Annotated in this window: 18 protein-coding genes and 1 other RNA gene; 10 read left to right on the plus strand and 9 right to left on the minus strand. The window is 51.3% G+C overall.

What is annotated here, in order from left to right; translation table 11 throughout:
• Positions 1-91: 91 nt before the first annotated feature.
• From BLS62_RS24155 to BLS62_RS24175, 4 genes are all read left to right on the plus strand, one after another.
• Complete coding sequence (locus tag BLS62_RS24155; protein WP_244283664.1) at positions 92-2,497, plus strand: ATP-dependent helicase; 2,406 nt, start codon at positions 92-94, stop codon at positions 2,495-2,497.
• A gap of 74 nt (positions 2,498-2,571) precedes the next feature.
• Positions 2,572-4,389, plus strand: coding sequence for a cation:proton antiporter (locus tag BLS62_RS24160; protein WP_093187256.1), 1,818 nt, complete (start codon positions 2,572-2,574; stop codon positions 4,387-4,389).
• A gap of 91 nt (positions 4,390-4,480) precedes the next feature.
• Entirely contained in the window at positions 4,481-5,383 is a 903-nt protein-coding gene (locus BLS62_RS24165; protein WP_093187259.1) for a 50S ribosomal protein L11 methyltransferase, read from the plus strand.
• A 918-nt stretch (positions 5,384-6,301) separates the two neighbouring features.
• Entirely contained in the window at positions 6,302-8,122 is a 1,821-nt protein-coding gene (locus BLS62_RS24175; RefSeq protein WP_093189543.1) for an aminopeptidase P family protein, read from the plus strand.
• A 119-nt stretch (positions 8,123-8,241) separates the two neighbouring features.
• On the opposite strand, the gene BLS62_RS24180 is transcribed toward BLS62_RS24175, so the two are convergent.
• The 4 genes from BLS62_RS24180 to BLS62_RS24195 all read right to left on the minus strand — a co-directional run bounded on the left by BLS62_RS24180 (position 8,242) and on the right by BLS62_RS24195 (position 11,974).
• Positions 8,242-8,565, minus strand: coding sequence for an AzlD family protein (locus BLS62_RS24180; protein WP_093187266.1), 324 nt, complete (start codon positions 8,563-8,565; stop codon positions 8,242-8,244).
• A complete protein-coding gene (locus BLS62_RS24185; protein ID WP_093187269.1) occupies positions 8,562-9,311 on the minus strand; it encodes an AzlC family ABC transporter permease in 750 nt (249 codons plus the stop codon). The genes BLS62_RS24180 and BLS62_RS24185 overlap by 4 nt, the downstream gene beginning before the upstream one ends.
• Positions 9,312-9,407: 96 nt before the next feature.
• The gene (locus BLS62_RS24190; RefSeq protein ID WP_093187272.1) at positions 9,408-10,277 is read right to left on the minus strand and encodes an AraC family transcriptional regulator; all 870 of its coding nucleotides are present in this window, start codon (positions 10,275-10,277) and stop codon (positions 9,408-9,410) included.
• Between the two features lie 89 nt (positions 10,278-10,366).
• Positions 10,367-11,974: a chloride channel protein gene (locus BLS62_RS24195; RefSeq protein WP_244283612.1), complete on the minus strand. Its 1,608-nt coding sequence runs from the start codon at positions 11,972-11,974 to the stop codon at positions 10,367-10,369.
• A gap of 331 nt (positions 11,975-12,305) precedes the next feature.
• Between BLS62_RS24195 and BLS62_RS24200 the strand changes: the two genes are divergently transcribed.
• Together BLS62_RS24200 and BLS62_RS24205 are read left to right on the plus strand one after the other, a co-directional pair.
• Entirely contained in the window at positions 12,306-13,727 is a 1,422-nt protein-coding gene (locus BLS62_RS24200; RefSeq protein ID WP_093187278.1) for an FAD-binding oxidoreductase, read from the plus strand.
• A gap of 171 nt (positions 13,728-13,898) precedes the next feature.
• Positions 13,899-18,044 carry an AsmA family protein gene (locus BLS62_RS24205; protein ID WP_093187281.1) on the plus strand — a complete coding sequence of 1,382 codons (4,146 nt, stop codon included), beginning with the start codon at positions 13,899-13,901 and terminating at the stop codon, positions 18,042-18,044.
• On the opposite strand, the gene BLS62_RS24210 is transcribed toward BLS62_RS24205, so the two are convergent.
• The 4 genes from BLS62_RS24210 to ssrA form a co-directional block, all read right to left on the minus strand.
• Positions 18,037-18,282, minus strand: coding sequence for a ribbon-helix-helix domain-containing protein (locus BLS62_RS24210; RefSeq protein WP_093187284.1), 246 nt, complete (start codon positions 18,280-18,282; stop codon positions 18,037-18,039). The two genes, BLS62_RS24205 and BLS62_RS24210, sit on opposite strands and share 8 nt — an antisense overlap.
• 7 nt (positions 18,283-18,289) lie before the next feature.
• Complete coding sequence (locus BLS62_RS24215) at positions 18,290-18,496, minus strand: DUF4169 family protein (RefSeq protein ID WP_093187287.1); 207 nt, start codon at positions 18,494-18,496, stop codon at positions 18,290-18,292.
• Positions 18,497-18,555: 59 nt separating this feature from the next.
• Positions 18,556-19,176 carry an SspB family protein gene (locus BLS62_RS24220; protein WP_093187290.1) on the minus strand — a complete coding sequence of 207 codons (621 nt, stop codon included), beginning with the start codon at positions 19,174-19,176 and terminating at the stop codon, positions 18,556-18,558.
• A gap of 128 nt (positions 19,177-19,304) precedes the next feature.
• Positions 19,305-19,660, minus strand: a transfer-messenger RNA (tmRNA) gene (gene ssrA, locus BLS62_RS24225).
• A gap of 272 nt (positions 19,661-19,932) precedes the next feature.
• Here ssrA and BLS62_RS24230 point away from each other — a divergent pair.
• The 4 genes from BLS62_RS24230 (at position 19,933) to BLS62_RS24245 (ending at position 22,810) form a co-directional block, all read left to right on the plus strand.
• Positions 19,933-20,727 carry a thymidylate synthase gene (locus BLS62_RS24230; RefSeq protein ID WP_093187293.1) on the plus strand — a complete coding sequence of 265 codons (795 nt, stop codon included), beginning with the start codon at positions 19,933-19,935 and terminating at the stop codon, positions 20,725-20,727.
• A gap of 29 nt (positions 20,728-20,756) precedes the next feature.
• Entirely contained in the window at positions 20,757-21,581 is an 825-nt protein-coding gene (locus BLS62_RS24235) for a 3-deoxy-manno-octulosonate cytidylyltransferase family protein (RefSeq protein ID WP_093187294.1), read from the plus strand.
• Positions 21,578-22,189, plus strand: a complete 612-nt coding sequence (locus BLS62_RS24240) for a histidine phosphatase family protein (protein WP_093187297.1) — start codon at positions 21,578-21,580, stop codon at positions 22,187-22,189. The genes BLS62_RS24235 and BLS62_RS24240 overlap by 4 nt, the downstream gene beginning before the upstream one ends.
• 99 nt (positions 22,190-22,288) lie before the next feature.
• Positions 22,289-22,810 carry a dihydrofolate reductase gene (locus BLS62_RS24245; RefSeq protein ID WP_093187300.1) on the plus strand — a complete coding sequence of 174 codons (522 nt, stop codon included), beginning with the start codon at positions 22,289-22,291 and terminating at the stop codon, positions 22,808-22,810.
• Between the two features lie 16 nt (positions 22,811-22,826).
• On the opposite strand, the gene BLS62_RS24250 is transcribed toward BLS62_RS24245, so the two are convergent.
• Positions 22,827-23,747: a phytanoyl-CoA dioxygenase family protein gene (locus tag BLS62_RS24250; RefSeq protein ID WP_093187302.1), complete on the minus strand. Its 921-nt coding sequence runs from the start codon at positions 23,745-23,747 to the stop codon at positions 22,827-22,829.
• Positions 23,748-23,791 lie beyond the last annotated feature (44 nt).

Consider the following 23,791-nt stretch of genomic DNA (forward strand, 5'->3'; position numbering starts at 1 on the left):
TTGAAGATTCTCCCTCTGATTTTTGAGGGTAATGCGTTCAAAGGATCCTACGAGTTCAATGGCAAATTCTTCTGGCCCACTACATCGCGGAATGCCTCTTCACCCTGCTGATCCATCGGTTGCTCCGCAGCCCAAGGCGGGTGGTATAGCGGCACGAGCGATGGCTGCGCGTCAAACGGACATGCCGGCTTATATGGAAGGTTTGAACCCCGAACAAAAACTCGCCGTTGAGACGATCAACGGTCCAGTGTTGGTTTTGGCAGGGGCAGGAACCGGGAAAACCCGTGTCCTAACAACGCGCATTGCCCATATTCTTGCAACAGGACATGCGACACCCGGCCAAATTCTTGCTGTGACTTTCACCAATAAAGCTGCGCGCGAGATGAAGAACCGTATTGGCGCCTATATCGGTACTCACGTTGAAGGCATGGCATGGCTTGGCACCTTCCACGCGATTTGTGTCAAGATCCTGCGCCGCCATTCTGAGCTGGTTGGGTTGAAGTCTTCCTTCTCCATTCTGGATACGGACGACCAGTTGCGCTTGATCAAGCAGATCATTCGCGCTGAAGGGTTGGATGACAAACGCTGGACTGCAAAAGTCTTTGCTGGGCTCATGGATGGCTGGAAGAACCGTGCGCAGACGCCTGCGCAGATTTCTGCTGGAGATGCGCAAAGTTTTGCAAACGGGTTGGGGCGTAAGCTCTATGAGACCTATCAGGAACGCCTCTCCATTCTAAATGCTTGTGATTTCGGCGATTTGCTGTTGCATTGCATCACCATTTTCAAAGAGCATCCAGATGTTTTGAAGAGCTTTCAGCATCGGTTTCGATACATGCTGGTGGACGAGTATCAAGATACCAACGTTGCACAGTACCTGTGGCTGCGTTTGTTAGCTCAGGGCAATCCCAATGTGGCCTGCGTTGGTGATGATGACCAGTCAATCTACGGCTGGCGCGGCGCTGAGGTAGATAACATCCTGAGATTCGATCAGGATTTCCCCGGTGCGACGGTTGTTCGTCTGGAGCGGAACTATCGCTCGACCAGCCATATCCTTGCCGCAGCGTCTCATTTGATCGCTCATAACCAAGGTCGGTTGGGTAAGACCTTGTTCACGGATCAAGCGCTGTCTGAGGACGAGGAAAAGGTTCAGGTGGCTTCAGTCTGGGATTCTCAGGAGGAAGCGCGTGCTATTGGTGATGAGATTGAAGTGCTGCAGAACCACGGTCATTCTCTCAATGAGATGGCTATTCTGGTGCGGGCCTCTTTCCAGATGCGTGAGTTTGAGGATCGGTTTGTTACGCTTGGGTTGAGCTACCGTGTCATTGGTGGTCCGCGGTTTTATGAGCGCATGGAGATCCGCGATGCATTGGCATATTTCCGCTGTGTGCTGCAGCCAACTGATGATTTGGCTTTTGAGCGCATCGTCAACACGCCTAAACGTGGTTTGGGTGAAGCTACGCTTAAACTGGTTCATACATACGCGCGATCTCAGGGCATTCCGATGATGGCTGCTGCTGCTGAAATGGTGCAGACTTCTGAACTTCGCCCGAAAGCGCGTGCTGTTCTGGCGGATGTGCTGGGGATGTTTGATAACTGGCGCAATCAGGTTGAGGCTATGAGCCATACGGAGCTGGCCGAGATCATCCTTGATGAAAGCGGTTATACCCAGATGTGGCGGCAGGATCGTTCTGCTGAAGCGCCGGGTCGTTTGGACAACTTGAAAGAACTTATCCGCTCCATGGAAGAGTTCGAGAGCATGGCTGGCTTCCTTGAACACATCTCGTTGGTGATGGATAGGGATAGTGAAGCCAATGAGGATGCGGTCTCGATTATGACGCTTCACTCGGCAAAAGGTCTTGAATTTGATAGTGTTTTCCTCCCCGGGTGGGAGGAAGGTGTGTTCCCAAACCAGCGCGCTTTGGATGAAACCGGGCAAGCGGGACTGGAAGAAGAGCGGCGTCTTGCCTATGTTGGTGTGACGCGTGGACGGAAGCGGGTGAAGGTGTGGTTTGCCTCTAACCGACGCATTCATGGCTCCTGGCAGTCCAGTATTCCCTCCCGTTTTCTGGATGAACTCCCCCCTGATAGTGTTGAAGTTGTTGAATCCTCAAACTCCTATGGGGGCTATAACTCGGGTGGTTCCGGAGGGGGATATGGGGCAAGTCGTTTTGATAGCAGCGATGCGTTCCAGAATACCTACTCAACTCCCGGCTGGCAGCGCGCCCGCAAAACGCAGGCTTCTGGTCAGCAGTATGGCCGTATGCATGGTGGCAACCAAACCCGCAGAGCGAAAAAGGCTGGTCCGACGACCATTGAGGGCGATCTTGTTGCCAAAAGCGTCATTGAAGTCAGCAGTGATTTTGCCATTGGTGAGCGGATTTTCCACTTGAAGTTCGGCTATGGGATAATCAGTGACATCGAGGGGAATAAGTTGACCGTCGACTTTGAGAAATCTGGCCTAAAGAAAGTGCTGGATGGCTTTGTTGACCGGGCATAAGCTTCAAGTCACGCGTTAATTGCCTCTGCGGAAGTTTGTGTTATCTCTCTTCATGGTTGTGTTGGGAGGTGCGAATGAACGATGTGGTTATCGCTTTGGCGATGATTGTTGTTGCTGGTGTTGGTGCACAGTGGCTCGCCTGGCGGTTGGCACTTCCCGCGATTGTGGTTTTGCTTGTCGCAGGGTTTTTGATCGGGCCAGCGACAGGCATTTTGCATCCCACTTCGTTGTTTGGTGATTTATTGCGTCCTACTGTTGCGCTGGGTGTGGCCGTTATTCTGTTTGAGGGCGGTCTTTCCCTTAATTTTCAACGTATTAGCGGTGTTTATAAGGGCGTTTGGCGACTCGTTCTTATTGGAGCCTGTATCGCGTTTATGTTGGGTGCCCTTAATGCTCATTACGTAGCTGAGCTCAGCTGGCCTTCGGCTCTTGTCTTTGCATCTATCCTCATTGTCACTGGTCCAACGGTTATCATTCCGCTTTTGCGGCAAGCTCGTTTGGAGCGCCGTGTTGCCTCGCTCTTGCGGTGGGAAGCAATTCTGGCTGACCCGTTTGGGGCCTTACTCGCCGTTTTGATGTTCGAAGGATATCTGGTTTATCACGGTGAGCAGGGTTTTCAGATTTTGGCTGTTCGCGCCATCGCTGGTTTGCTGTTGGGCGGTGCTGGTGGTTGGGCACTGGGGAAGGGATTGATCTGGCTGTTTGTGGGTGGCCGTGTTCCTGAGTTTCTCAAAGTGCCGCTTATCTTCATCTGTGTGATTGGCTGTTATGCCCTTTCAGATCTGGTGCTGGAGGAGTCTGGTCTTTTGACTGTGACCGTTCTTGGGCTGGTTCTTGGAAATTCACGGCTTGCCAGTCTTGAGGAGTTGAAGCGTTTCAAAGAGGCAATCACGATTGTTCTGGTTTCCTCGGTGTTTATTGTTCTCACAGCTTCGGTGCAGCTTTCCAGTCTTGCTCAGTTTGGATTGCAGGATCTGGCCTTTGTGTTGGTTCTGCTGTTTGTTATTCGGCCAGTTTCTGTTTGGCTTGGCACTATTGGCGCGCATTTGAGCTGGAGGGAACGGGTGCTGGTTGGATGGATTGCCCCGCGCGGTATTGTGGCGGTTGCGGTTTCTGGCTTGTTCGCCCGTTCCTTAGTTGAGCATGACGTTGCCGATGGCGAACGGCTGGCTGTGCTTTCCTTCGCGGTTGTGGTGGCTACTGTTTTTGCGCATGGGTTTACGCTCGGCCCATTTTCGCGGTGGTTGGGGCTTTCCAGTCATACCGGGCCGGGTTTGCTGCTTGTTGGGTCCAGCAGGTTTAGTGTCGCGCTTGCGACTAAGCTGAAAACACTGAAGGTTCCTAGTCTGATCGTTGATCGAAACTGGGGCAAGTTACGTCTCTCCCGTCATGCCGGCTTGGAACATTATTACGGTGAGGTGCTTTCTGAAGAAGTTGAGAATGCATTGCCGTTGGAGAATTACAGCGCGCTTCTCGCACTTACCGATAATGATGATTACAACGCGTTGGTTGCAACCAACTTTGGTCCATTGTTCGGGCGCGGAGAGGTGTATCAGTTCGCGCCCTCTGAGGAGCAGGGGGAGCAGGAGCGCTTTCGGCGTGTTGTTACGCTTGGCGGCAGGCCCTTTCTCTCACCTGAGCACAGCTATAATGATCTTGAGACAAAGATGTGTGAGGGTTGGTTTATCAAAGCCAGTGAGTTGACGGAAACATATGGATGGGTTGCGTTTATGGAGGCACTGCCAGAAACGGCAATTGTACTCATGGTGATTGAGCCTAAGAAGAAGTTGCGTCCGCTGAATGGCCCCCCGAATGGAACTCCGGTTTCAGGTTCAATAATCCTTAGCCTTGTTGCTTGTGAATATGCAGAGGAGCGCGAGAAACGCTCCTGAGTACTGGCTTTTCCATGCCGCGCATTCTATACGCCTATTCAATGATTTTTTGGGTGAGTTTAGATAGCTCACCAAAACTAAGGGTTTATGCATGGACACGATCCGGGTTCGCATTCCTGCGCCTGAAGCGGAAGCCAAAGCACTTTCTGACGTTATGGAATATCGCTTTGAAGATGACGGTTTTCCTGTCGCTGTCTTTGAAAACTCCGAGGATGGTGAGATCTGGACAGCGGAAGTGCTGATTCTGGAATCCACCATTGATGAGGCCACCAGTTTTGTCGAAATGCGCTTGTTCGATCAATTTGAGGGCGGCGTTATTCCAAGCGATGCAGAGGTTGAGGTTCTTCCTGACATCAACTGGGTTGCTAAGTCCCTTGAGGGTTTGAAACCTGTTCGTGCCGAACGCATTATTGTGCATGGCGCCCATGATCGGGATGCCGTTGGTAGCAGCCATATCGGTATTGAGATTGAAGCGGCACAGGCTTTTGGCACCGGGCACCATGGTACGACTGAGGGTTGTTTGTTGGAACTTCAGCGCTTGCTGAAGCGTCACAAATATTCTCGTATGCTTGATTTGGGTACAGGAACCGGTGTTCTTGCTATCGCATTGGCTAAATTGACCGGCTCAGAAGTGCTTGCGACGGATATTGACCCTATCGCAGTAGAAGCAGCTATCGATAATGCACGCAAAAACAATGTCGGCCCGCTGTTTAAGGCGTTTACCGGAGCTGGTTTAGAAGACCGTCGCTTTAGTGAGTATGGTCCGTTTGATCTTGTGGTTGCCAATATTCTGGCAAAGCCGCTGGTACAGATGTCTGCCAAGCTGTGTTGTAATCTGGCGCATAAATCCACGCTGGTGCTTTCCGGGTTGCGGATTGAGCATGGACCGCGGATTATTTCCGCTTACGGCCAGCAAGGGTTGAAGTTGTCGCATCGCCACGAAATTGATGGCTGGCTGACGCTTACATTTATTAAAGGCAACTGGTCACCTTAAGCTGCAAGTTGCTGAACCAGATTTAAAACCCTCATAGCTTCGTGCTGTGAGGGTTTTTTGTTGGCTATACGCAGCAAAGCAACTTGCCTTCAACCTGGTTTTTTCGAACTGCTTTGATCTTTTGTTTTGTGCGTTTGCTGTTCGAAAACCGAGAGTATTTTTTGGGAAACACGCTTTAGAAAACAAAAAACCTTTGCTTCCGGTTCCAGCAGATTGGGAGGAAACTGCTGGGGAAGCAAAGGTCTTTTTGTGTGCCAAGCAACTGGGAGGAACTTGCTTGGTATGCCAAACAACTGGGAGGAGTTTGTTTGACGTGCCAAACACAGGGAGGGGTGTTTGGCGGTGTGAGCCGCTTAAAAGCGCTTTTCAGCGGCTCAGGGCTGCCAGCCGTATTCTGTGTTCTTAATTTTTGTGCACTTTGCAGTGCAATATTGTTTTAGATTCTGTGGAGCTTGCCTTTTACAACTTCATTTGCTTCTGATTGGCGCGCATTCCGAATAGATTTCCATACGCGGCTCATCAAAGAAGTCTTTTTGGTAACTTTTACGTCGAATGTTGCAGTAACCGGCATTGCCATAAGGTGTGCAGCGAGGATCATCATTTAGTTCCTTAATAATTATTTTCAATTTCATCATCGTACGGTCATTTGCTGCAGCGGTTTGTCTCGTCGACAGGCAGACTTATCTATTATTTCGGTTTGTAAAAAAATACATAGTTTCGCATGGCGACTATGCGTTACACGCATGTCTCAAGAACGTCACAATCTTAAAATGCATGGATTGCATACCAGATCTGCGTTTTTTGCATGAATTGTGTACCAATGTATTTGAGAGGAGCTTGCAGAATGAACAGTAATGCTCTGAGGAGCTTTTAATTGATCTGTTGAGTTGTGCCGCGATCAGCATTAGCCTCGCGGACATGTTTCAAAGCTTCAATACAGTAAATGATAAGTCTCGTGGGCCGGTACGGTTGACCGCTCTGCGAGAAGAGCTGGCCCTCCGCGGGCTTGACGGTTTTTTGGTGCCACGTGAAGATGCGCATCAGGGCGAGTATGTGCCTGCCTGTGATTGCCGACTGGAATGGTTGACCGGATTTACCGGGTCTGCTGGTGTTGCAGGCGTTCTGGCTGGGAAAGCCGCGATCTTTGTTGATGGCCGCTACACTATTCAAGTGCGTGAGCAGGTGGAAGAAGATGCGTTTGCCTATCGCCACTTACATGATGAGCCCATGAGCGCCTGGCTTGGTGAAAACGTCTCTGCAGGCCAGATGATTGGATATGATCCAATGCTTCATCCCGTTCGTCAGGTTCGCGTGTTGAAAGCAGCCGTTGAGAAGGTCGGGGCTGAACTGGTTGGTGTTGAGAGCAATCCGATTGATGCGGTTTGGCCAGACCGGCCAGAGGCTCCACTTGGGGCCGTTACTATGCATGGAATGCAGTTTGCAGGCGAAAGCGCAGCGGACAAGCTGAAACGTATTGGCGATCTCATTGCTTTGAGTGAAGCTGATACAGCGCTGTTGACCCAGCCGGACTCCATTGCTTGGTTGTTGAATATTCGTGGTAGCGATGTCACACATACGCCACTGCCGCTTTCTTTCGCTTTGGTTCCCTCCAAAGGCAAACCGTCCCTGTTCATTGATGGCCGCAAACTTTCCAATGAAGTGCGGGATGAGTTGAGCTCGCTGACAGAGATTGAAGCGCCTTCTGCCTTGCTGGGTGCGCTGGCAGCTCTTGGTACAGACGGTAAGCGGGTTCTGGTTGATACTGGTTTGGCTGGGCAGGCGCTTTATGATGCGGTTGCTACCAATGGCGGTAAGGTTGTTGAGGGGCAGGAGCCTACTCTGCTGCCGAAGGCGATCAAAAATCCATCCGAGATTGAAGGTGCACGGGCTGCTCATCTGCGTGATGGCGTTGCTTATGCCAACTTCCTTACATGGTTTGAAAAAACTGCTCCACTTGGTGAGCTGACCGAAGTGAGTGTTGCTGAGAAGCTTGAGGCGTTCCGCCGCGAAACAGGTGCGCTCAAGGATATCTCCTTTGACACTATTTCTGCTGCTGGTCCTCATGGAGCTATCTGTCATTACCGTGTGAGCAATGACAGCAATCTGCCGATTGAACTCAACAGCGTGTATCTGATCGATTCAGGGGCTCAGTATGAGGATGGCACGACCGATATTACGCGGACGCTGGCTGTTGGTGCTGTAACTGGCGAACAGTGCAAGCACTTTACGCTGGTTCTGAAGTCTCACATTGCGATTGCTACAGCGCGGTTCCCTGTTGGAACGGTTGGGTCGCAGCTGGACACATTGGCGCGTATTGAGCTTTGGAAACAAGGTCTCGATTTTGATCACGGTACCGGACATGGTGTCGGGTCCTATCTGGGTGTGCATGAGGGGCCGCAACGTATCTCAAAAGCACCGAATAGCATCGCGCTTAAGCCGGGTATGATCCTTTCCAACGAGCCGGGATATTACCGCGCTGGCGAATATGGCATTCGTATCGAGAACCTTGAGTTGGTGAGCGCTGCTGCCGGTATTGCTGGTGGTGATCAGGATATGCTGGGCTTTGAAGCGCTTACACTGGCGCCGATTGACCTGCGCATGGTGGACATCAAATTGCTCTCACCCTTCGAGCTGAATTGGCTCAACACCTACCACGCTCGCGTTAACGAGCTGGTTGGGCCGTTGCTGGGTGACGAGGCTCGGGCATGGCTTGAAGAAACCACGCGCCCAGTCTCCTGATTGTCGACTTCAGGATAACGAATCGAAAAAACCTCGCTTCGATTGGAGCGAGGTTTTTTGTTGATCTTATTTGCGCGTATTCCTATCCGAAAACCGGAGCCACTTTTCGGGAATACGCTTTACACGTAAAGGAAAGCAGCTCTTAAAACGACTACGCAAACCACCCCGATTGCCATAGCTGCCAGCATTGGTAGCCGCAGGGCCGCAATGGCTGTAGCTGCGGTTGCTGTTGTTTCTGGAATGCCGGTTGCGAAAGCCATTGGCGCGACAACTGACATAAGGATAGCAGGAGGCACAGCTTGTAGTGCAGCCTCAGTTCGTCCTGAAAAGACGACAAATTTCGTCAGGATAAGACCTGCAATTCTGGTGAGATAGGTTCCAGCGGCCATTGTGATAATGGTGAAGAGAACCAGCGGGTCAACGGAGAAGATTTCTGCGATCATGACTGAAGCGCCTCCTCGGTTTTCTTCAGAGCCTGTGACGTCTCGTCGTACTGGAGTGAGGCAGCGGCAACGCCTGCCGCTGCGCCTGCAATTATGTACCAGGCACCGGGAACGAATTTGTTGGTCAGCACAGCCGCAAGGCCACTTGCTGCAAGGACCACACCGGTTTTCCGACCCTGCCAGAAGCTCATGACCAGACAGATGAAGAGGGCGGTAAAGGCGAAATCGAGGCCGTACTTTGATGGATCACCCATCACAGCCCCAACCAAGCTGCCAACGAAGGTTGCTATTTGCCAAGTGACATAAAGCGTTACGCCGACCCCCAAGTAAAAACTGAAGGATGTTTTTTGCTTCATGGCCCTTTGTTCAGAGAGCGCCCAGACTTCATCGGCCAAGATGAAAAAGCCGAGGTATTTTTGCAATGGCGTCCAGTGACCAAGTTTAGGTGCGAGCGATGCGCTCATGAGGACATGGCGCAAATTGACCAGAAACGTGGAGAACGCGATGGTGAACCAGGACAGGGGACTGGACCAGAGATCAAGCGCTACGAACTGGGAGCCGCCTGCAAAGACGAATGACCCCATGAGTAAGACTTCCAGCGGAGACAAGCCTTTTTGAGCGGCAAGCGCACCAAAGAGAAGACCGATGGGGGTTGCTGCGAAAATCAGCGGGAAAAATGTTGAAACGCCGAGAAAAAATTCATTCGGACCAGCGTTGTTCGCCGTATTTTTTTGATTGGACTTCACAATGCCCTCCTAGAGCTTGGAGGGCTTTTAAAAGACTTCGCCAATGGCGTCTTGAATGAAATTGCGTTTCTTTATCAATATCAGAAAAACATTCAATCAGAGAGAGATACACGCTTTTTGGAATGCACCGGGCGTTGTGCCTACTCGGGATTTGAACTGGCGTGTGAGGTGAGCCTGATCAGCGAACCCGCACATGCTTGCTGTATTGCTGGGGGAGGTGCCAGCAACAAGAAGACGGCGGGCATTGCGTACTCTCACGTCAGTTAGATAGGCATGCGGGGTCTGGCCTGTGGCTTTTTTGAAGGACCGGATCAGGTGGTATTTTGAGCGGCCTGAGATGGTGACCAGATCGTCCAGATGTACATTGCCCATGAAGCTTTCCTCCAGATACTCGCGGGCGCGACGAACAGCGACCGGGTCTTTGGAGCCGACTTCTTGTTCTGCGAAGTTGGCGTATTTGGCGAGCATCTTGGCCAGTATCATATAGAGAGGCTCTTCTGCTTCCAGATCGATAGAGCGGCTCTGTATGGATTTATGTGCTTCGATGAACTCATTACAAAGCTCTGGGTCATGGACGCAAGCTTCAGGAAAATAGAGTGCACCGCTTTGCGGTTTGTCGGTCAGGTCTTCTGCTATCTTTTGCAGGAGTGAGATGCTCGGATATGTCATCCGGTATGTGTAGCCATAGCCCTCTGGTATGCCGTCATGTAACTCATGAGGGTTTACGAACACCAGATCTCCGGGGCCTGCAAATATCTGCTTGCCGCGCTGCCAATAGCACTGGCACCCTGAGAGAATGCCGCCAACAACAAAGGTGTCATGGGTATGAGGGGCGTACACATGGGTTCTGAAACTGGCAGCAAGGCACTCCAGCCCATCAAATCGTGGAGCGCACCAGAATTGTGCATTCTCTCCTGAATTGAGCGGAGTGGCTTCTAACGCTGCTTGTTGAGTTACTGGTTTCATAGTCCCAATTTATTCGCAAATGCCGTTCATGTCTTGAACGAGATTGCTGTTTTTTGCGATTGGGTCAATGGAGATTATCTGAGCATTGCTTAACGGTGCTCCTCAACATTCGCCTGAATGAGGGCGGAGTTGAAGTAACGCAGGGCCTTCACATAGCTTGCATATCCCATAATCACGGTTGGATTTTTCGCATCAATCACCGGAAGGGTGGATTTCCCAGTCTCATCAAACGTTCTGAGTGCGGTTTCCAGTGTGTCCAGCGGTGCCAGTGAAGCTTCACCTGCCTCTGGATTAAAGGCTAGGTCTGTATCTGGGCGCGGAGGATCAGCAAAGTCCTCCACATGAACGATGCGCACCAGCCATTTGTGGGCGCCGTCCTGCAACATGACACCGCGCATTTCCAACTGCCATTGGAAGTAGGAGCGCCCATGGATTGCCTGATTGAGGCCTGAGGAGATTGACACAGCAATCAGCAAGGCGATGGAAAGCTCGTAACCGCCAGTGAGTTCAAACACGATCATGGTGGTGGAGATGGGCGCGCCAAGCACAGCTGAGGCCACTGCACCCATGCCAAGGATGGCATAGAGGCCGTGGCTTGACGCCATTTCTGGCAGGTGGGTTGCCACTATCAGGCCGAATGCTCCGCCTGTCATGGCTCCCAGATAAAGCGAGGGAGAGAAAATACCCCCACCAAACCGGGAGGCGAGGGTGATTGCTGTTGCAACTGTTTTTGCCACGAGCAAGGACAGCATCAGCGTGAGGGGAAGCTCCGAATTGAGCGCGCCGTCAGTTGCTTCATATCCCACACCGATCACTTCTGGGTAAAACACAGCGATTGAACCGACCAGCGCGCCGCCAATGACAGGGCGCAGCCAGATCGGCATTTTGATGTTTCGTGCGATCCAGTCCGTGCCAAGCAGTGCAAATTGAAAGCTGACTGCAACCAGAGCACATATGATGCCCAGCAGAACAAACGCCGGGAACTCCCAGTAGGTGTTGATCTGATAGTGAGGCAAGATGAAAGCTGCCACATCCCCAAAATAGAGGCGTGAGACCAGTGTGCCCATTGCGGAGGAAAGCACGATCGGCACAAACGCTGACATTGCATAGTGCCCGAGGATGACCTCGTGTGCGAACAGGACACCAGCGATTGGTGCGTTGAAGCTGGAAGAAACCGCACTTGCCACACCTGCAGCCAGTAGAATGCGCATGGTGGAGTCTGGCAGGTTTAGTTTTGAAAACAGCGACGTGCCAAGCGTTGCACCCAGATGGACCATTGGTCCTTCTCGTCCGGCACTGGCGCCGCTGCCGAGCGAAATGATGGTGATGAGTGCTGAGCTGAGACTAGGCCAGAACGGCAGCCCCGTCCCACCATGTGCACGTGCCTCAATAACGTCTGCAACACCGCCTACGCGTTGTTTCTTCTGTATGGTTTGTAGCAGGAGCCCAACAATTGCGCCGCCCACCACGGGCGCTAGAACAACCACATACCAGGGTTGAGAGGTTGCTGCGCTGATCATCCGCTCTGACGTTGTTCCGAGCCAGGACCACTGCACCAACCCGATTCCAATACGAAACAGGATCGCCGATCCACCCACAGCGACCCCGATGAGAATAGCAAGGAACCACACCAGCGGAAGTCGCGATGACAAAAACAGACGTATATTTGGTTCAACCCACTTCAGGGCAATATGCATGGCATTTTTCAGCGCATTAGCTCGTTTAGGCATAATAGATTAAGAGATTCAGACAATGAATGATTAGCACTGTCTTTAAGAGATTCCTCCTGAAACGCCAATCTTGATGTCCTCTGATTATCAAATTAGGCCCCATTATTTTCCATAAGCACTGAAAAACACTTAAGGGTATGTGCCGCAAGTAACCTTTGGTCATGTTAAAAGTTTAATAGTAGTGCGCGTCAAGATGATTATAATTCCAAAAATTACAGAGTCATAGATCTGAATTTGGATTAAAGACTTAGGGTTGTGTTCCGTGGGAGGAGCACGTGGAATAAGAGGGAGGTCGGCAATGTCTTTGGCAAGTATGCAGCTAGAGGTGGCGCGCAATGAAGAGGGAATCCGCGCGGCGGTTACTTCTTTGAGCGAACAATTTGGAGAGCGGTGTCAGACTTCTCTGAGCCTGCGCGAGCAACATGCACATACAACGTCCTGGCTGCCAAACCAGCCGCCGGATGCTGTTGTCTTTGCGCATTCTACTGAGGAAGTTGCCGAGATTGTCAAAATTTGTGCTGCATTACGGGTGCCAATTATTCCATTTGGAACAGGGTCTTCGTTGGAAGGTCACCTCAATGCGCCGGGCGGCGGTATCTCACTTGATCTTTCTCTAATGAACGAGATTATTGCAGTCCACCCGGAAGATTTGGATTGTGTGGTGCAACCGGGTGTGACGCGCAAGCAATTGAATGCCTATCTTCGCGACACTGGTTTGTTCTTCCCTATTGATCCGGGTGCTGACGCTTCTATCGGCGGAATGGCGGCAACACGGGCCTCTGGCACCAATGCGGTTCTTTATGGCACCATGAAAGATGTGGTGCTGGGGCTGACCGTTGTGATGCCAGATGGAACTGTTGTTAAAACCGGTGGCCGCGCCAAGAAATCCTCAGCCGGATATGATCTGACACGGTTGATGATCGGTTCTGAGGGCACGCTTGGTGTGATCACCGAGATTACGCTCAAGCTGAACGGCATACCTGAAGCCGTTTCAGGTGGAATTGCCTCCTTTGATAGTATTGCAGATTGCTGCAACACGGTTATTGAGGCGGTTCAATATGGTATTCCTGTTGCGCGGATTGAGCTGCTGGATGCGCTTTCCGTCAAATCAGTGAATGCCTATTCCAAGCTTACCCTGCCAGAATCACCTTTGCTTCTTGTGGAATTCCACGGTTCAGATGCAGGCGTTCGCGAGCAGGCAGAGCGATTTGGGGAAATTGCTGCTGAAAACTCGCTGAAGAACTTTGAATGGACGGCTGACCCAGAAGAGCGGAACCGGTTGTGGGCGGCGCGTCACGATGCTTACTGGGCGGGCTGTGGCTTGGCTCCAGAGCGGACCGGCCTGTCTACTGATGTGTGCGTGCCGATTTCGCGGCTGGCTGACTGTGTGACGGCTACACACGATGATATCGCGGAAAATGGTTTGCTTGGCCCGATAGTTGGTCATGTTGGTGATGGCAACTTTCACGTTCTGGTGCTGACTGACATCAATGACCCAGAGGCAATTGCGCAGACTGAAGCGTTTGTTGAACGGCTCAATTACCGGGCCATTGAGATGGGTGGAACCTGTACAGGCGAGCATGGTGTCGGGCAGGGTAAGATGAAGTATCTGCCGAAAGAGCATGGTGCTGGAGTTGCTGTGATGGCAGCGATTAAGCGTAGTCTTGACCCGCTCAATATCATGAACCCCGGCAAGATTATCGCCATAGATACGGAGTAAAGAAGTGCCATAAACGCGCACTGGCTTCGTTCCGTTCGGAAACATTGCCTTATGCCGTTGCTGTCGACCTATTCCTGCTGTAATTCACATAGACAAACAAGTGTTTGCAGGCAACTCATGGTTGGACAGCTCGGCAAGGCAGGTGTTCGAAATGGGTAAAGGAGCTTAACGTTGAATTCGGTTTATATTACCGTCGGTGGGACATTGATATTGGCGCTGATGATTGCGCTGGTTGGACCCTTGGTCATCGATTGGTCAGCTTATCGGTCGATGTTTGAAAGCTATGGCGAGAAAGTTTTGGGGCATCAGGTTACCATTCTTGGTGAGACTGATGTCCAGTTGTTGCCTGCTCCCTATGTGAAACTTTCAGACCTGCGGGTTGGCGCGGTGGAAGATCCACTGCTGACAATCAAGGGGTTTGAAGGTCGCATAGATTTGCCATCTTTGTTCCGGGGTGAAGTTCACGTCACAGAAATGAAGCTGACAGAGCCTCAGTTGAACCTTTCTCTGGATGAAAACGGGCGTTTGGATGTGCTGCAGAGCGCGACCCGCCGTTCCGTTATTTCTGATATGGACCCAAGCTCGCTTGTGCTTGAGCAGGTGAGTGTTGAAAACGGCTCTATCGTGCTTACTGATGCCCGAACCGGTGAAGTGCGCCGGGCTGATAACGCCAATCTGGAACTGAGTGCGGGAGGTCTGGAAGGTCCTTTCAAAGCAGAAGGTGCGATGCGCTATGAAGGTGTGCCTTATACGTTGAAAATTGGCAGTGGCCGGTTGGAACGCACTGGGCAGATCCGCGTTAAAACTCAGGTTTCTCCAGCCAATGTTGCAGCTCAGTTCACGACTGATGGGTTTCTTGCGCACCAGAACGGTGTGGTTTCCTACTTTGGTGATGCAGCTGTTCGCTCCGTCACCAGCGAAGGCTCTGATGACCTGGAATGGGCTGGCAAAGGCAAATTCAATCTTAACAGTGACCGGCTTGAGCTGACCGAAAGCTCGCTGCGTCTGGGTTCTGAAGATCGTCCGATCACTGCTGAAGGCGGCGGTGTTTATGCGTTCGGGCCAGAGCCTCAATTCCAAGCTGTTGCGCAGTTTAAGCAGGTTGATCTGGATCGCTTGCTTGGTGGTGGACCTCAAAAACCGTTGGTCCCCTCAGATGCTGTCTTGGCTAGGGTTGCAGGTGGTTTGAGCTCTCTTCCGCTTCTGGATATTCAGGGCCAGATTGATCTGAGTGTTCCGGTTGTTGTTGCTGGCGGGTCTGTGGTCTCAAATTTGACTGCGATGCTTGAATCTATCGGAACGGGCTGGAAAATTAATGAACTCTCCGGTGAAATGCCGGGTCGCAGTGCATTTAAAACAAAGGGTTATTTGGATCTGCGTGGGTCCTCTGGATATCAGGGTGACTGGGAAATATCATCCCGCCAACCGCATCAATTGGCGCATTGGTGGCTGGGTGAACGGAAAGACGGCTCGAAGCGGCTTGCTCCGATTGCTCTTAAAGGACGAGTTGAAGCTGGGTCTGGCGCGTTACGTCTTCCTGATTTGAGGATTGATGCTGGCGATGTGCGCAGTGTTGGTTTGATATCACTGGAGCATCCGCTTGATCAAAGCCCGTTGATCACGATTGATATGGACAGTGATCGGGTCAATCTTGACGAAATTCAGCGCTACGTCGAAGCCTTTACGGGCAGAAAGATCGAGCCGAGCGCGGTTGATATGTCCTTGCGGCTTTATGCTGATGAGCTGGTGGCCAGCGGTGTGAAAGCCAAGAGCATGGCTGTGAGTGCGAGCTTAAGTCAGGATACCTTGTCTATTGAGCAGCTGAAAATTCGTGATTTTGCTGGCGCTTACATTGATATGAAAGGCCGGATTGATGACCTTAGCACCACACCGCAAGGGAACATCAAAGGCACGTTGACAGCTTCATCGTTGACAGGCGCTGTTGCTGTTTTGGAAGAATACGCACCAGATCACCCGTTTGTTGAGCGATTGAAACTGGCAGCTCCTAATCTTGCGCCTGCCAACTTGAAAGCTGAGCTTTCTGCCTATGCAGAAAAAGGCCGGACTGACATGTCTCTCAACCTGTTTGGAGAGGTTGGTGTGAGTGATGTTGATCTGAATGGCACGTTTGAAGGCCGCATTGACGATTTCGCAGAAGGCAACCTTTATGCGGAAGCAACGTTGGGTGGCAAAGATGGTGTTCGTGTTCTGCGCCAGCTTGGGTTTGCAGCTATTCCGATAACTCAGCTTAAACCGGGCGAAGTTCGTTTGTCAGTCTCCGGAAGCCCACGTGATGAGCTTGATTTTGGATTCTCCAGTGACCTAGTTGGTGTGAAAGTGCAATCAGAGGGGACCCTGCGTATTCCAGCGCGGTCTGATCCTGTTTGGTCTGCCAAGGTCTCTGTTCAGTCTGATGATCTCTCCGCCTATGGCCTCGCTTTTGGGAAAGTGTATCCGATTTACTCCGGTCCGTTGGTTGCGAACCTGACGACTGATGTTGAGGGCAGGGGACGGGAGTTCAAACTTAAAGATTTGAAAGGCCAGCTGGCCAATATGGATCTTAGCGGGTCATTGACTGGCACCCTTGAAAAAGGCGGCGTCCTGAAAGCAGGTGGGTCGGTTGAACTTTCCGAGCTGGATATGCGCGCACTCAGTGAGTTGCTGCTTGGTTCGAATGTTTGGGCTGGCGTGTTGCAAGATGATACCGTCTGGTCCTCGCAAGCTTTGGGACAGAGCCTGACTGAGGGTGTTGACCTGACGCTTGATGTGAAGAGTGATCGTGTGCTCTTCAGCGATGGGTTCCGCCTTGATGCGGCCAGCGGCGAGCTGCGGTTGCGCTCTGATCTGGTTGCCATCAACAAGGGCAAGGGGCGCTTTGCTGGCGGAGAGTTTTCCGGCGCATTTGATCTTCGGCGTGATCAGGGGCAAGCAATGCTTTCTGGCCGGTTCCGCTTGGATGATGCAGACTTTGAAGAGCTGGTCTGGACCGCTGATGAGCGGGCCTTGGCGACCGGTCGGTTGCAGGCAATTGCTGAGTTTGAGGGAACGGGCCGCACTATTTCCGGCCTTATTTCCGGCCTCTCCGGTGGCGGCACATTCAACGTTACTGATGGGGAAATTCGCCGGGTGAACCCTGCTGCGTTTGGCCTTGTTATCAAGGCCGCAGATGCGGGTATGGAACTGGATGAAGCTGCTATTCAAAAAACGTTTGCGAGCCATCTGGACGCAGGTTCTGTGAAGTATGAGCGCATCGACGGGGCACTGGCTATTGCAAGTGGACGTGTTCGAGCGCGAAACATCTCCGTTAATACCGCTGGTACGACGCTGTTCGGGTCTGCGTTGATTGATCTGGAGAAATGGGAACTGACTGGTGACGTTTCCATGAAGACCCACGATAAAGCGCAGAAGGTTGCTGGCGCTGAGCCTCAAGTGGCTATTTTGTATTCTGGAGCGCTGGAAAGTCCGACTCGCAAGTTGGATACTGGTCCGCTTCTCTCTTACCTCAATCTGCGTGCTATCGAGTTGAATGTTCAACGCATTGAAACAGAGCAGGCAAAGATTGCCAAGCAAGAGAAGATGCTGGATGAGTTGAAGAAAAAGCGGGAAGCAGAAGCTGCCGGCAAAGTGAAGGAAGCTGGAGACGCTAAGGCACGACAAGCGGAAGCTGCTGTTGCTGCAGCGCAGGCTCGAATTGCCAAGGCAAAAGCAGAGGCTGATGCGAAGGTGCAAAAGGCAAAGGCTGAGGCCGATGCTAAGGCGCGCAAAGCAAAAGCAGAGGTGGATGTTAAAGCACGTAAAGCGAGAGAGCTGGAAGCGTTAAGGATTGCGGAGAAAGCTCAGCGGGAGCTGGACATGCTGGTGGGTGAGAGTGCCGTGAAGGAGCCTATTGTGTTACCAAGTACACAGAGGACGCCAGCGCCTGCTCAAACCTCTCCCTCTCCAATTGGTAACAAAACTTCGGTTCAGGATTTTGAAGAGCGTATGCGCTCCATTCTTGAAGGAGGGGCCTCATCAAAAAAGCCCGATAGCCCCTCAGTTTCGATTGTAGACCCGCCGAAGCCACGAGCTAAAACCAGTTTGCCTGCATTGGAAACGCCGATCACTATTGGCAAGGTGAATGAGACGACAGTTTCTGCTGGTGAAGTGAACTTGTTAGGGCCAATCCAGCAATCAGGTGCTCCGCGCAATCTTGGTACGCTTGAGGTTGGGAATGATAATCAGGTTTTGCGTGCACCCTTACCCGATTTGACCGGTGAAGTCCGCGGAACACCGAAGTTTATTGAACTTCCAGGTGGTCGTCTGCTTCAAGTCAATTAGGGCTGCCAAGCTCAGTCGTGTCAGATTGATGGCTCTGATAATGTTTTAAAATTGCGACGCGGATACAGCTTGAGAGGTTATTCTCAGGATTTCGCTGATCATCTATCTCCGCGATGGTTGCGGTGATGTTTTTGCTCAGGCTTTTTGCCATCTCTTCCAAACCAGACCAAAATTCCGGCTCAAGTGTGATGCTGGTTCTGTGACCGTGAAGGGTGATGGAACGCTTCTTGAGGCTCATAACCGGCTCAATCTTCGTTGGATTGAGAGGAGGGGGATGCAGTTCGCTTGTGGCCCTCAAACCGCTTGGTCTGAAGGCTAGCTTCCACCTCTTCCCGAGATTTTTCGGGTTTGGTACGCCCAAACTTCCGCCGGTTTTCCGCTGCGGACTGGGCTTTGCTGTCTCTGGCCTTTTGCTTGCGGGCCTGACGGAGGCTTATGACGGTCGCACTCATGTTTCAATCATCCATTTATGACTGTTTATGAGCCGACCGTACTTGCCTGTCTTGTGAGATCAGCTCTTTTTACGGAATGCGTCCAGAGAAACGACTTGCGCGCTTGCTACATCGTCTTTTGGTTTGCTTTCCGTATCCTGCTCTGTCGCACCTTCCTGTATCTCTTCCTCAGCTGAGTCAGAATCTGTATCAGGGGTTTGGGCAGCGGGGGCAGCTTGTGCGTCTTCTTTGTTCTCGATGGTTTCCAGACGAGTCTGAAACTCTTCTACAGCTTCCAAATCACGTTCTGCGATGCGGAATTCTGCAGGTAGTTCTTCGCCGGTTTTACCTGGTTCGAACTCAAGCGCGAACTGCACGGACGGGTCAAAGAAGCCTTTGATTGCAGAGAACGGAACATAAAGATGCTCAGGAACTCCACCAAAGGACAAACTAACCTCGAAAGCATGCTCAGTGATCTGCAGGTCCCAGAACTGGTGCTGCAAAACAACTGTCATTTCTTTCGGGTAACGCTCTTTCAAGCGATTTGAAATCTTGACACCAGGAGCCGTGGTTTCAAATGCTATATAAAAATGGTGCTCACCGGGAAGTCCTGCCCGGTTGACCTCAACCAATATCTTCCGAACTGCGTTTCTCAACGCGTCCTGAATGATGATGTCATAGCGGATCAAATCTTCAGCCATGTTCGGCACCGCTCATCCTTTGCGTTCTTATTCGGCATAACTATAGCGTAGAGGCAATAAAAAGGCCTATCTTTTATTTCTATACCCTAATTCGGTGTAGAATAAGGAAGGCGCCTTTTAAATACTAAAGTGGAGGCTTCTGTTGCCAGGTGCCTCCGAACCCCGCCCGAAGGTGCTACCCAACAGGACTTAGCGGACTACCGGAACTGCATTACGCAGCTACAGCGTTGTCCATAGCGTAGTTGTCATTTGCAACTATCATTTTGGCCCGATATCGGTGGTACCATGCCGAGCAAAAGTAAAACCTTTACACCCTCGTCGATCCTATTTCGCCCCCCCGAAGACCGCTGGAGTACAACGGTCTTGGGTGGAGGCGCCGGGTACCGCCCCCGGGTCCGAATGGTTTATTGCGTTCACAATTTATTGCCGTAGCCAGCGAACTGGCACGGGGAATATAGGTGCAGGCTTTCCTAAATGGAAGGGCAAAAACTATCAGTGTTCATCGTAAAGCTAGGAGAACCTGTTGACAAAACGTCATATTCACCGGGCACCTTGTACAAGTTCGCTATTAGAGAATTGTAATCAGCATATTTGACGCGATTTGTGCAGTGCATTGTTGGCCATAATGGAATCCGCAGACCTTTTTATTGGCAGACGCTTGGGGTAAGACCTCCTGAGCATGAGCGCGCAGAGGCATAATCCCTGAGTTTGTCTATACTGAGCGCATTCGAATCGTATTACAGGAGATGGTCCTTCGTGCAGCAATATGTGGAGCTGATGCGCCGTATCATGGATGAAGGTGTGGTCAAGGAAGACCGGACCGGTACTGGCACCAAATCTGTGTTTGGTCATCAAATGCGATTTGATCTGGAGCAGGGCTTCCCTGTTGTTACGACAAAGAAATTACATCTAAAATCAATCATTCACGAACTTCTCTGGTTTCTTACCGGGGATACCAACATTATATATCTGAAGGATAATGGTGTTCGGATCTGGGATGAATGGGCTGATGAGAATGGCGACCTGGGCCCTGTATACGGGTATCAGTGGCGCTCCTGGCCGAAGCCTGATGGTGGGTCAATCGACCAGATTGCTAATGTAATCCATCAGATCAAAACCAATCCAGATAGCCGCCGCCTGATTGTCTCTGCCTGGAATCCTGCTCTGGTTGATGAGATGGCCTTACCGCCGTGTCATTCGCTATTCCAGTTCTACGTGGCTAATGGCAAACTTTCCTGTCAGCTCTACCAGAGGTCTGCGGATGTGTTTCTTGGTGTGCCGTTTAACATTGCGTCCTATGCGCTGCTGACCATGATGGTTGCGCAGGTCTGCGATCTGGAACCTGGTGACTTTGTGCATACGCTTGGTGATGCCCATTTGTATTCCAACCACATGGAACAGACAGAATTACAGCTTTCTCGAGAGTTGCGCGCCCTGCCGAAACTGTGCATCAATCCAGATGTGAAAGACATTTTTTCCTTCCGTTTCGAAGATTTTTCATTGGAAGGTTATGATCCGCATCCCCATATTAAAGGTGTGGTTGCAATTTAGTTGACCTCACATGACTAAAAGGAGTTCCCATGCGAGCGCTTATTTGTGTGCCTGCGCGTATCGGTTCTACTCGGTTCCCGCGTAAACCTCTGCATCCTATTAGCGGGCGCAGTTTGTTGGAGCGTGTTGTTCAGGTCGCTCGTGTTGCTGCCAAGCAAACCGGCTCTGACTTTGTTGTTGCCGTCGACCACGAAGAGGTTGCTGAGCTTTGCCGCCATATTGGCGCGCCTTTTGTGATGACCGATCCGGGGCATTCATCTGGCACGGACCGTGCGCTTGCTGCTGCAAAAGCTTTTGGCAGTCATCCTGAGTTTGTGCTCAATCTGCAAGGTGATGCTCCATTTACACCGCCAGAGCATGTGGCAGCATTAATTAGAGCTGCTGAAGTTCGTCCGGGAGCTGATGTTTTTACACCAGTTGTTCGTCTCGACTGGGACGGGCTGGACACGCTTCGTGCACATAAAAAAGAACATCCGTTTTCCGGTACGACGTGCGTTCGACGGGATGATGGTACGGCCCTATGGTTTTCCAAGAATATTCTTCCTGCTATCCGCAAGGAAGAAAAGCTTCGCGAAACAGATGCTCTATCACCCGTATTCAGGCATATCGGTCTTTATGGATACCGCATTGATGCACTGGAAGAGTTCACAGAGATTGGCCTTGGCTATTACGAGCAGCTGGAAGGTTTGGAGCAGCTTCGGTTCCTTGAAAACGGGATGGTTGTTCACGCAGAAGAGGTTGCGCCCCCTAAATTGTCCATGTCTGGTGTTGATACGCCGGCTGATGCTGAGCTTGCTGCCCAGTTGATTGCAAAGTTTGGCGATCCGTTTGACCATCTGGAGACTGGCCTGTGACACGTATTTATATTCTTCGCCATGGGAATACTTTTGATAAAGGCGATGTGGTTACACGTGTTGGTGGCCGCACAGACTTGCCGCTGAGCGTTTCGGGTTTGGATCAAGCTGAAAAACTCTCGGAGCATTTTGCAGAGCTTGCCGTGGGTTTTGATATGGCGTTTTGCTCTCCTTTGCAGCGAACCAAGCAGACCGCTCAGATTGCATTGAAAACTCAGGTGGAAGAGGTGGACCTTAAAGTTCTGCCATTTCTTGTTGAGATTGATTACGGTCCAGATGAAAACAAGCCGGAAGACGAGGTTCGCGCGCGGATTGGCGAGGATGCTCTAAAGGCTTGGGAAGAGGAGGGTATCCCTCCAAACGGATGGTATGTGGACCCACCAGCTGTGATTGGGCGGTGGCAGGAGTTTTTTGCTTCTGCGCCGAAAAAATATCCAAACAAGACGCTTTTAGTTGTCACCAGCAATGGAATTGCCCGTTTCGCGTTAAAAGCTTTAAAAGATGGGAGTGCCAACGCCGACCTGAAGTTGAAGACCGCTGCCTATGGTGTGTTCGATGTTACAGAGGATGGTCAGCCGAAGATGCTAAGTTGGAATGTGCGGCCATGACATTAAACTGGTCGTGTTAGCTTGAGCGTGACCTGAGGGTTTGCGATCATTTTGTGAGTGAGGACTGGCAGGTTCTTTGCAAATAATATTGAGGTTCCGATGAAACGTGTTTCGATGATTTCCGCAGTCGCTGAAAATGGTGTCATTGGCGCCAAAAACGATATGCCGTGGTCTATTTCGACGGATCTCAAGTTCTTTCGCAAAACCACAACTGGCAAACCAGTGATTATGGGGCGGCGGACGTTTGAGTCCATTTGTAACAGCCTGGGTAAGCCCCTTCCGAACAGAACCAACATCGTCATTACACGAGATCGAACCTATGCCCATGACGGGGCTGAGGTTGTTGGCAGTCTTAAAGACGCTCTGACATTCGCTGAACATGTCGCTGAAACCGATGGTGTTGATGAAATCATGATTGTTGGTGGCGGCCAGATTTATGCTGAAGCTATGCCAAGTGCGTCCACGCTTTACATCACCCGCGTTCACGCGGCTCCGGAAGGGGATACCAAATTCCCCGAGATTCATGAGAGTGAATGGGAACTAGCGGAACGCACGCCGTTTGATCGTGGTGAGAAAGATACCGCTGATACCTCGCTTGAGATCTATAAGCGTTTAGGCTGAGACTAGGTTTTTTGGGCTAATTAAAGCGGGCAGAGGCCTTTGTGGATATTTCTGCTCGCAACGCCAAACGCGGTGTCGTATGTGCATTTTGCGCGATGTTGGTGCTTGGCAACCTGCCATGGAAACCAGTTTCATCCCAGATGAGAAGTGTGTTTGCCTCTACTCGAAGAGGCAGTAAGGGCGGCAGGTCCAGCTCTTGCAAGTCTGTCAGACGTGTTGATGCGCCTTCCTCTTGATACTCCCTCTCGTCTTCTTCCAATTGTTTTTGGTATTCCCACTCAATGCGTTGATGTGACATGTGATGGGAGCCGGGCACGTAAAATAGGGCTCCATCTTCTGGCGTTATTTTTTCCAAAAAGAGCAAGGCCGTTGCTTTGGGGGCTCTGGCGTTATGTTCAATGGCAAAGGGAGCTGCGCCGAGGTTTTCACTGCCAAAGTTAAAGGCGGGTGCGCATTGAGCCATAGCCTCCAGATGGTATGTCGGTTTTGCTTTTCTTCCTGCCGCATATTGAAGTGGATGCGGGATAAAATCATCTGTGATTGCAGATTGCAGGAAGGGTTGGCGCAATAGGTTGGTGTAGCTCAACGGAAGCGTGAAGCTTTGGGATTTATGCCAGTTGGCCAGCAGGTTTTTGTTCCGGTCTCTTTGACCTACGAAATGGTCAAAGGCTTCAAATTTTAGCCGACGGAAGAATTCCAGAGGCAAAACGTTGTGTTTGAGCCAGATGCCGTGGGATTGCAATGCTTGGGCGCAGGGCGTTGGAAGGTTGCCTATGAGGTTTGCTTGTCTTGTTCTCTTCTGCCTGTGAAGGTCTGCAACTTCCCTGTGAAACCAATGTGGGACAGTGTGCTCGCCCCAATCTGATCTATGCAGGGAGGACGACAAAAACCTGCGATGCAGACTGCTCATGAGCTGTCTTGGCTTGATTGCCCTCATCTTATTCCCCACTCTGGTTTGTTAAGAGAAGGTTAAGGTGAGAA

It is taken from the genome of Pseudovibrio sp. Tun.PSC04-5.I4 (genome assembly GCF_900104145.1).
Classification (GTDB): Bacteria; Pseudomonadota; Alphaproteobacteria; order Rhizobiales; family Stappiaceae; genus Pseudovibrio.

Bases quoted from the DNA above. Each gene is read 5' to 3' on its own strand.
- BLS62_RS24235 (WP_093187294.1), top strand. From the start codon at position 20,757: ATGCGAGCGCTTATTTGTGTGCCTGCGCGTATCGGTTCTACTCGGTTC.
- BLS62_RS24210 (WP_093187284.1), bottom strand. From the start codon at position 18,282: ATGAGCCTCAAGAAGCGTTCCATCACCCTTCACGGTCACAGAACCAGC.
- BLS62_RS24160 (WP_093187256.1), top strand. From the start codon at position 2,572: ATGAACGATGTGGTTATCGCTTTGGCGATGATTGTTGTTGCTGGTGTT.
- BLS62_RS24180 (WP_093187266.1), bottom strand. From the start codon at position 8,565: ATGATCGCAGAAATCTTCTCCGTTGACCCGCTGGTTCTCTTCACCATT.
- BLS62_RS24250 (WP_093187302.1), bottom strand. From the start codon at position 23,747: ATGAGGGCAATCAAGCCAAGACAGCTCATGAGCAGTCTGCATCGCAGG.
- BLS62_RS24200 (WP_093187278.1), top strand. From the start codon at position 12,306: ATGTCTTTGGCAAGTATGCAGCTAGAGGTGGCGCGCAATGAAGAGGGA.
- BLS62_RS24155 (WP_244283664.1), top strand. From the start codon at position 92: ATGCCTCTTCACCCTGCTGATCCATCGGTTGCTCCGCAGCCCAAGGCG.
- BLS62_RS24215 (WP_093187287.1), bottom strand. From the start codon at position 18,496: ATGAGTGCGACCGTCATAAGCCTCCGTCAGGCCCGCAAGCAAAAGGCC.
- BLS62_RS24220 (WP_093187290.1), bottom strand. From the start codon at position 19,176: ATGGCTGAAGATTTGATCCGCTATGACATCATCATTCAGGACGCGTTG.
- BLS62_RS24165 (WP_093187259.1), top strand. From the start codon at position 4,481: ATGGACACGATCCGGGTTCGCATTCCTGCGCCTGAAGCGGAAGCCAAA.
- BLS62_RS24195 (WP_244283612.1), bottom strand. From the start codon at position 11,974: ATGCATATTGCCCTGAAGTGGGTTGAACCAAATATACGTCTGTTTTTG.
- BLS62_RS24175 (WP_093189543.1), top strand. From the start codon at position 6,302: ATGTTTCAAAGCTTCAATACAGTAAATGATAAGTCTCGTGGGCCGGTA.
- BLS62_RS24245 (WP_093187300.1), top strand. From the start codon at position 22,289: ATGAAACGTGTTTCGATGATTTCCGCAGTCGCTGAAAATGGTGTCATT.
- BLS62_RS24190 (WP_093187272.1), bottom strand. From the start codon at position 10,277: ATGAAACCAGTAACTCAACAAGCAGCGTTAGAAGCCACTCCGCTCAAT.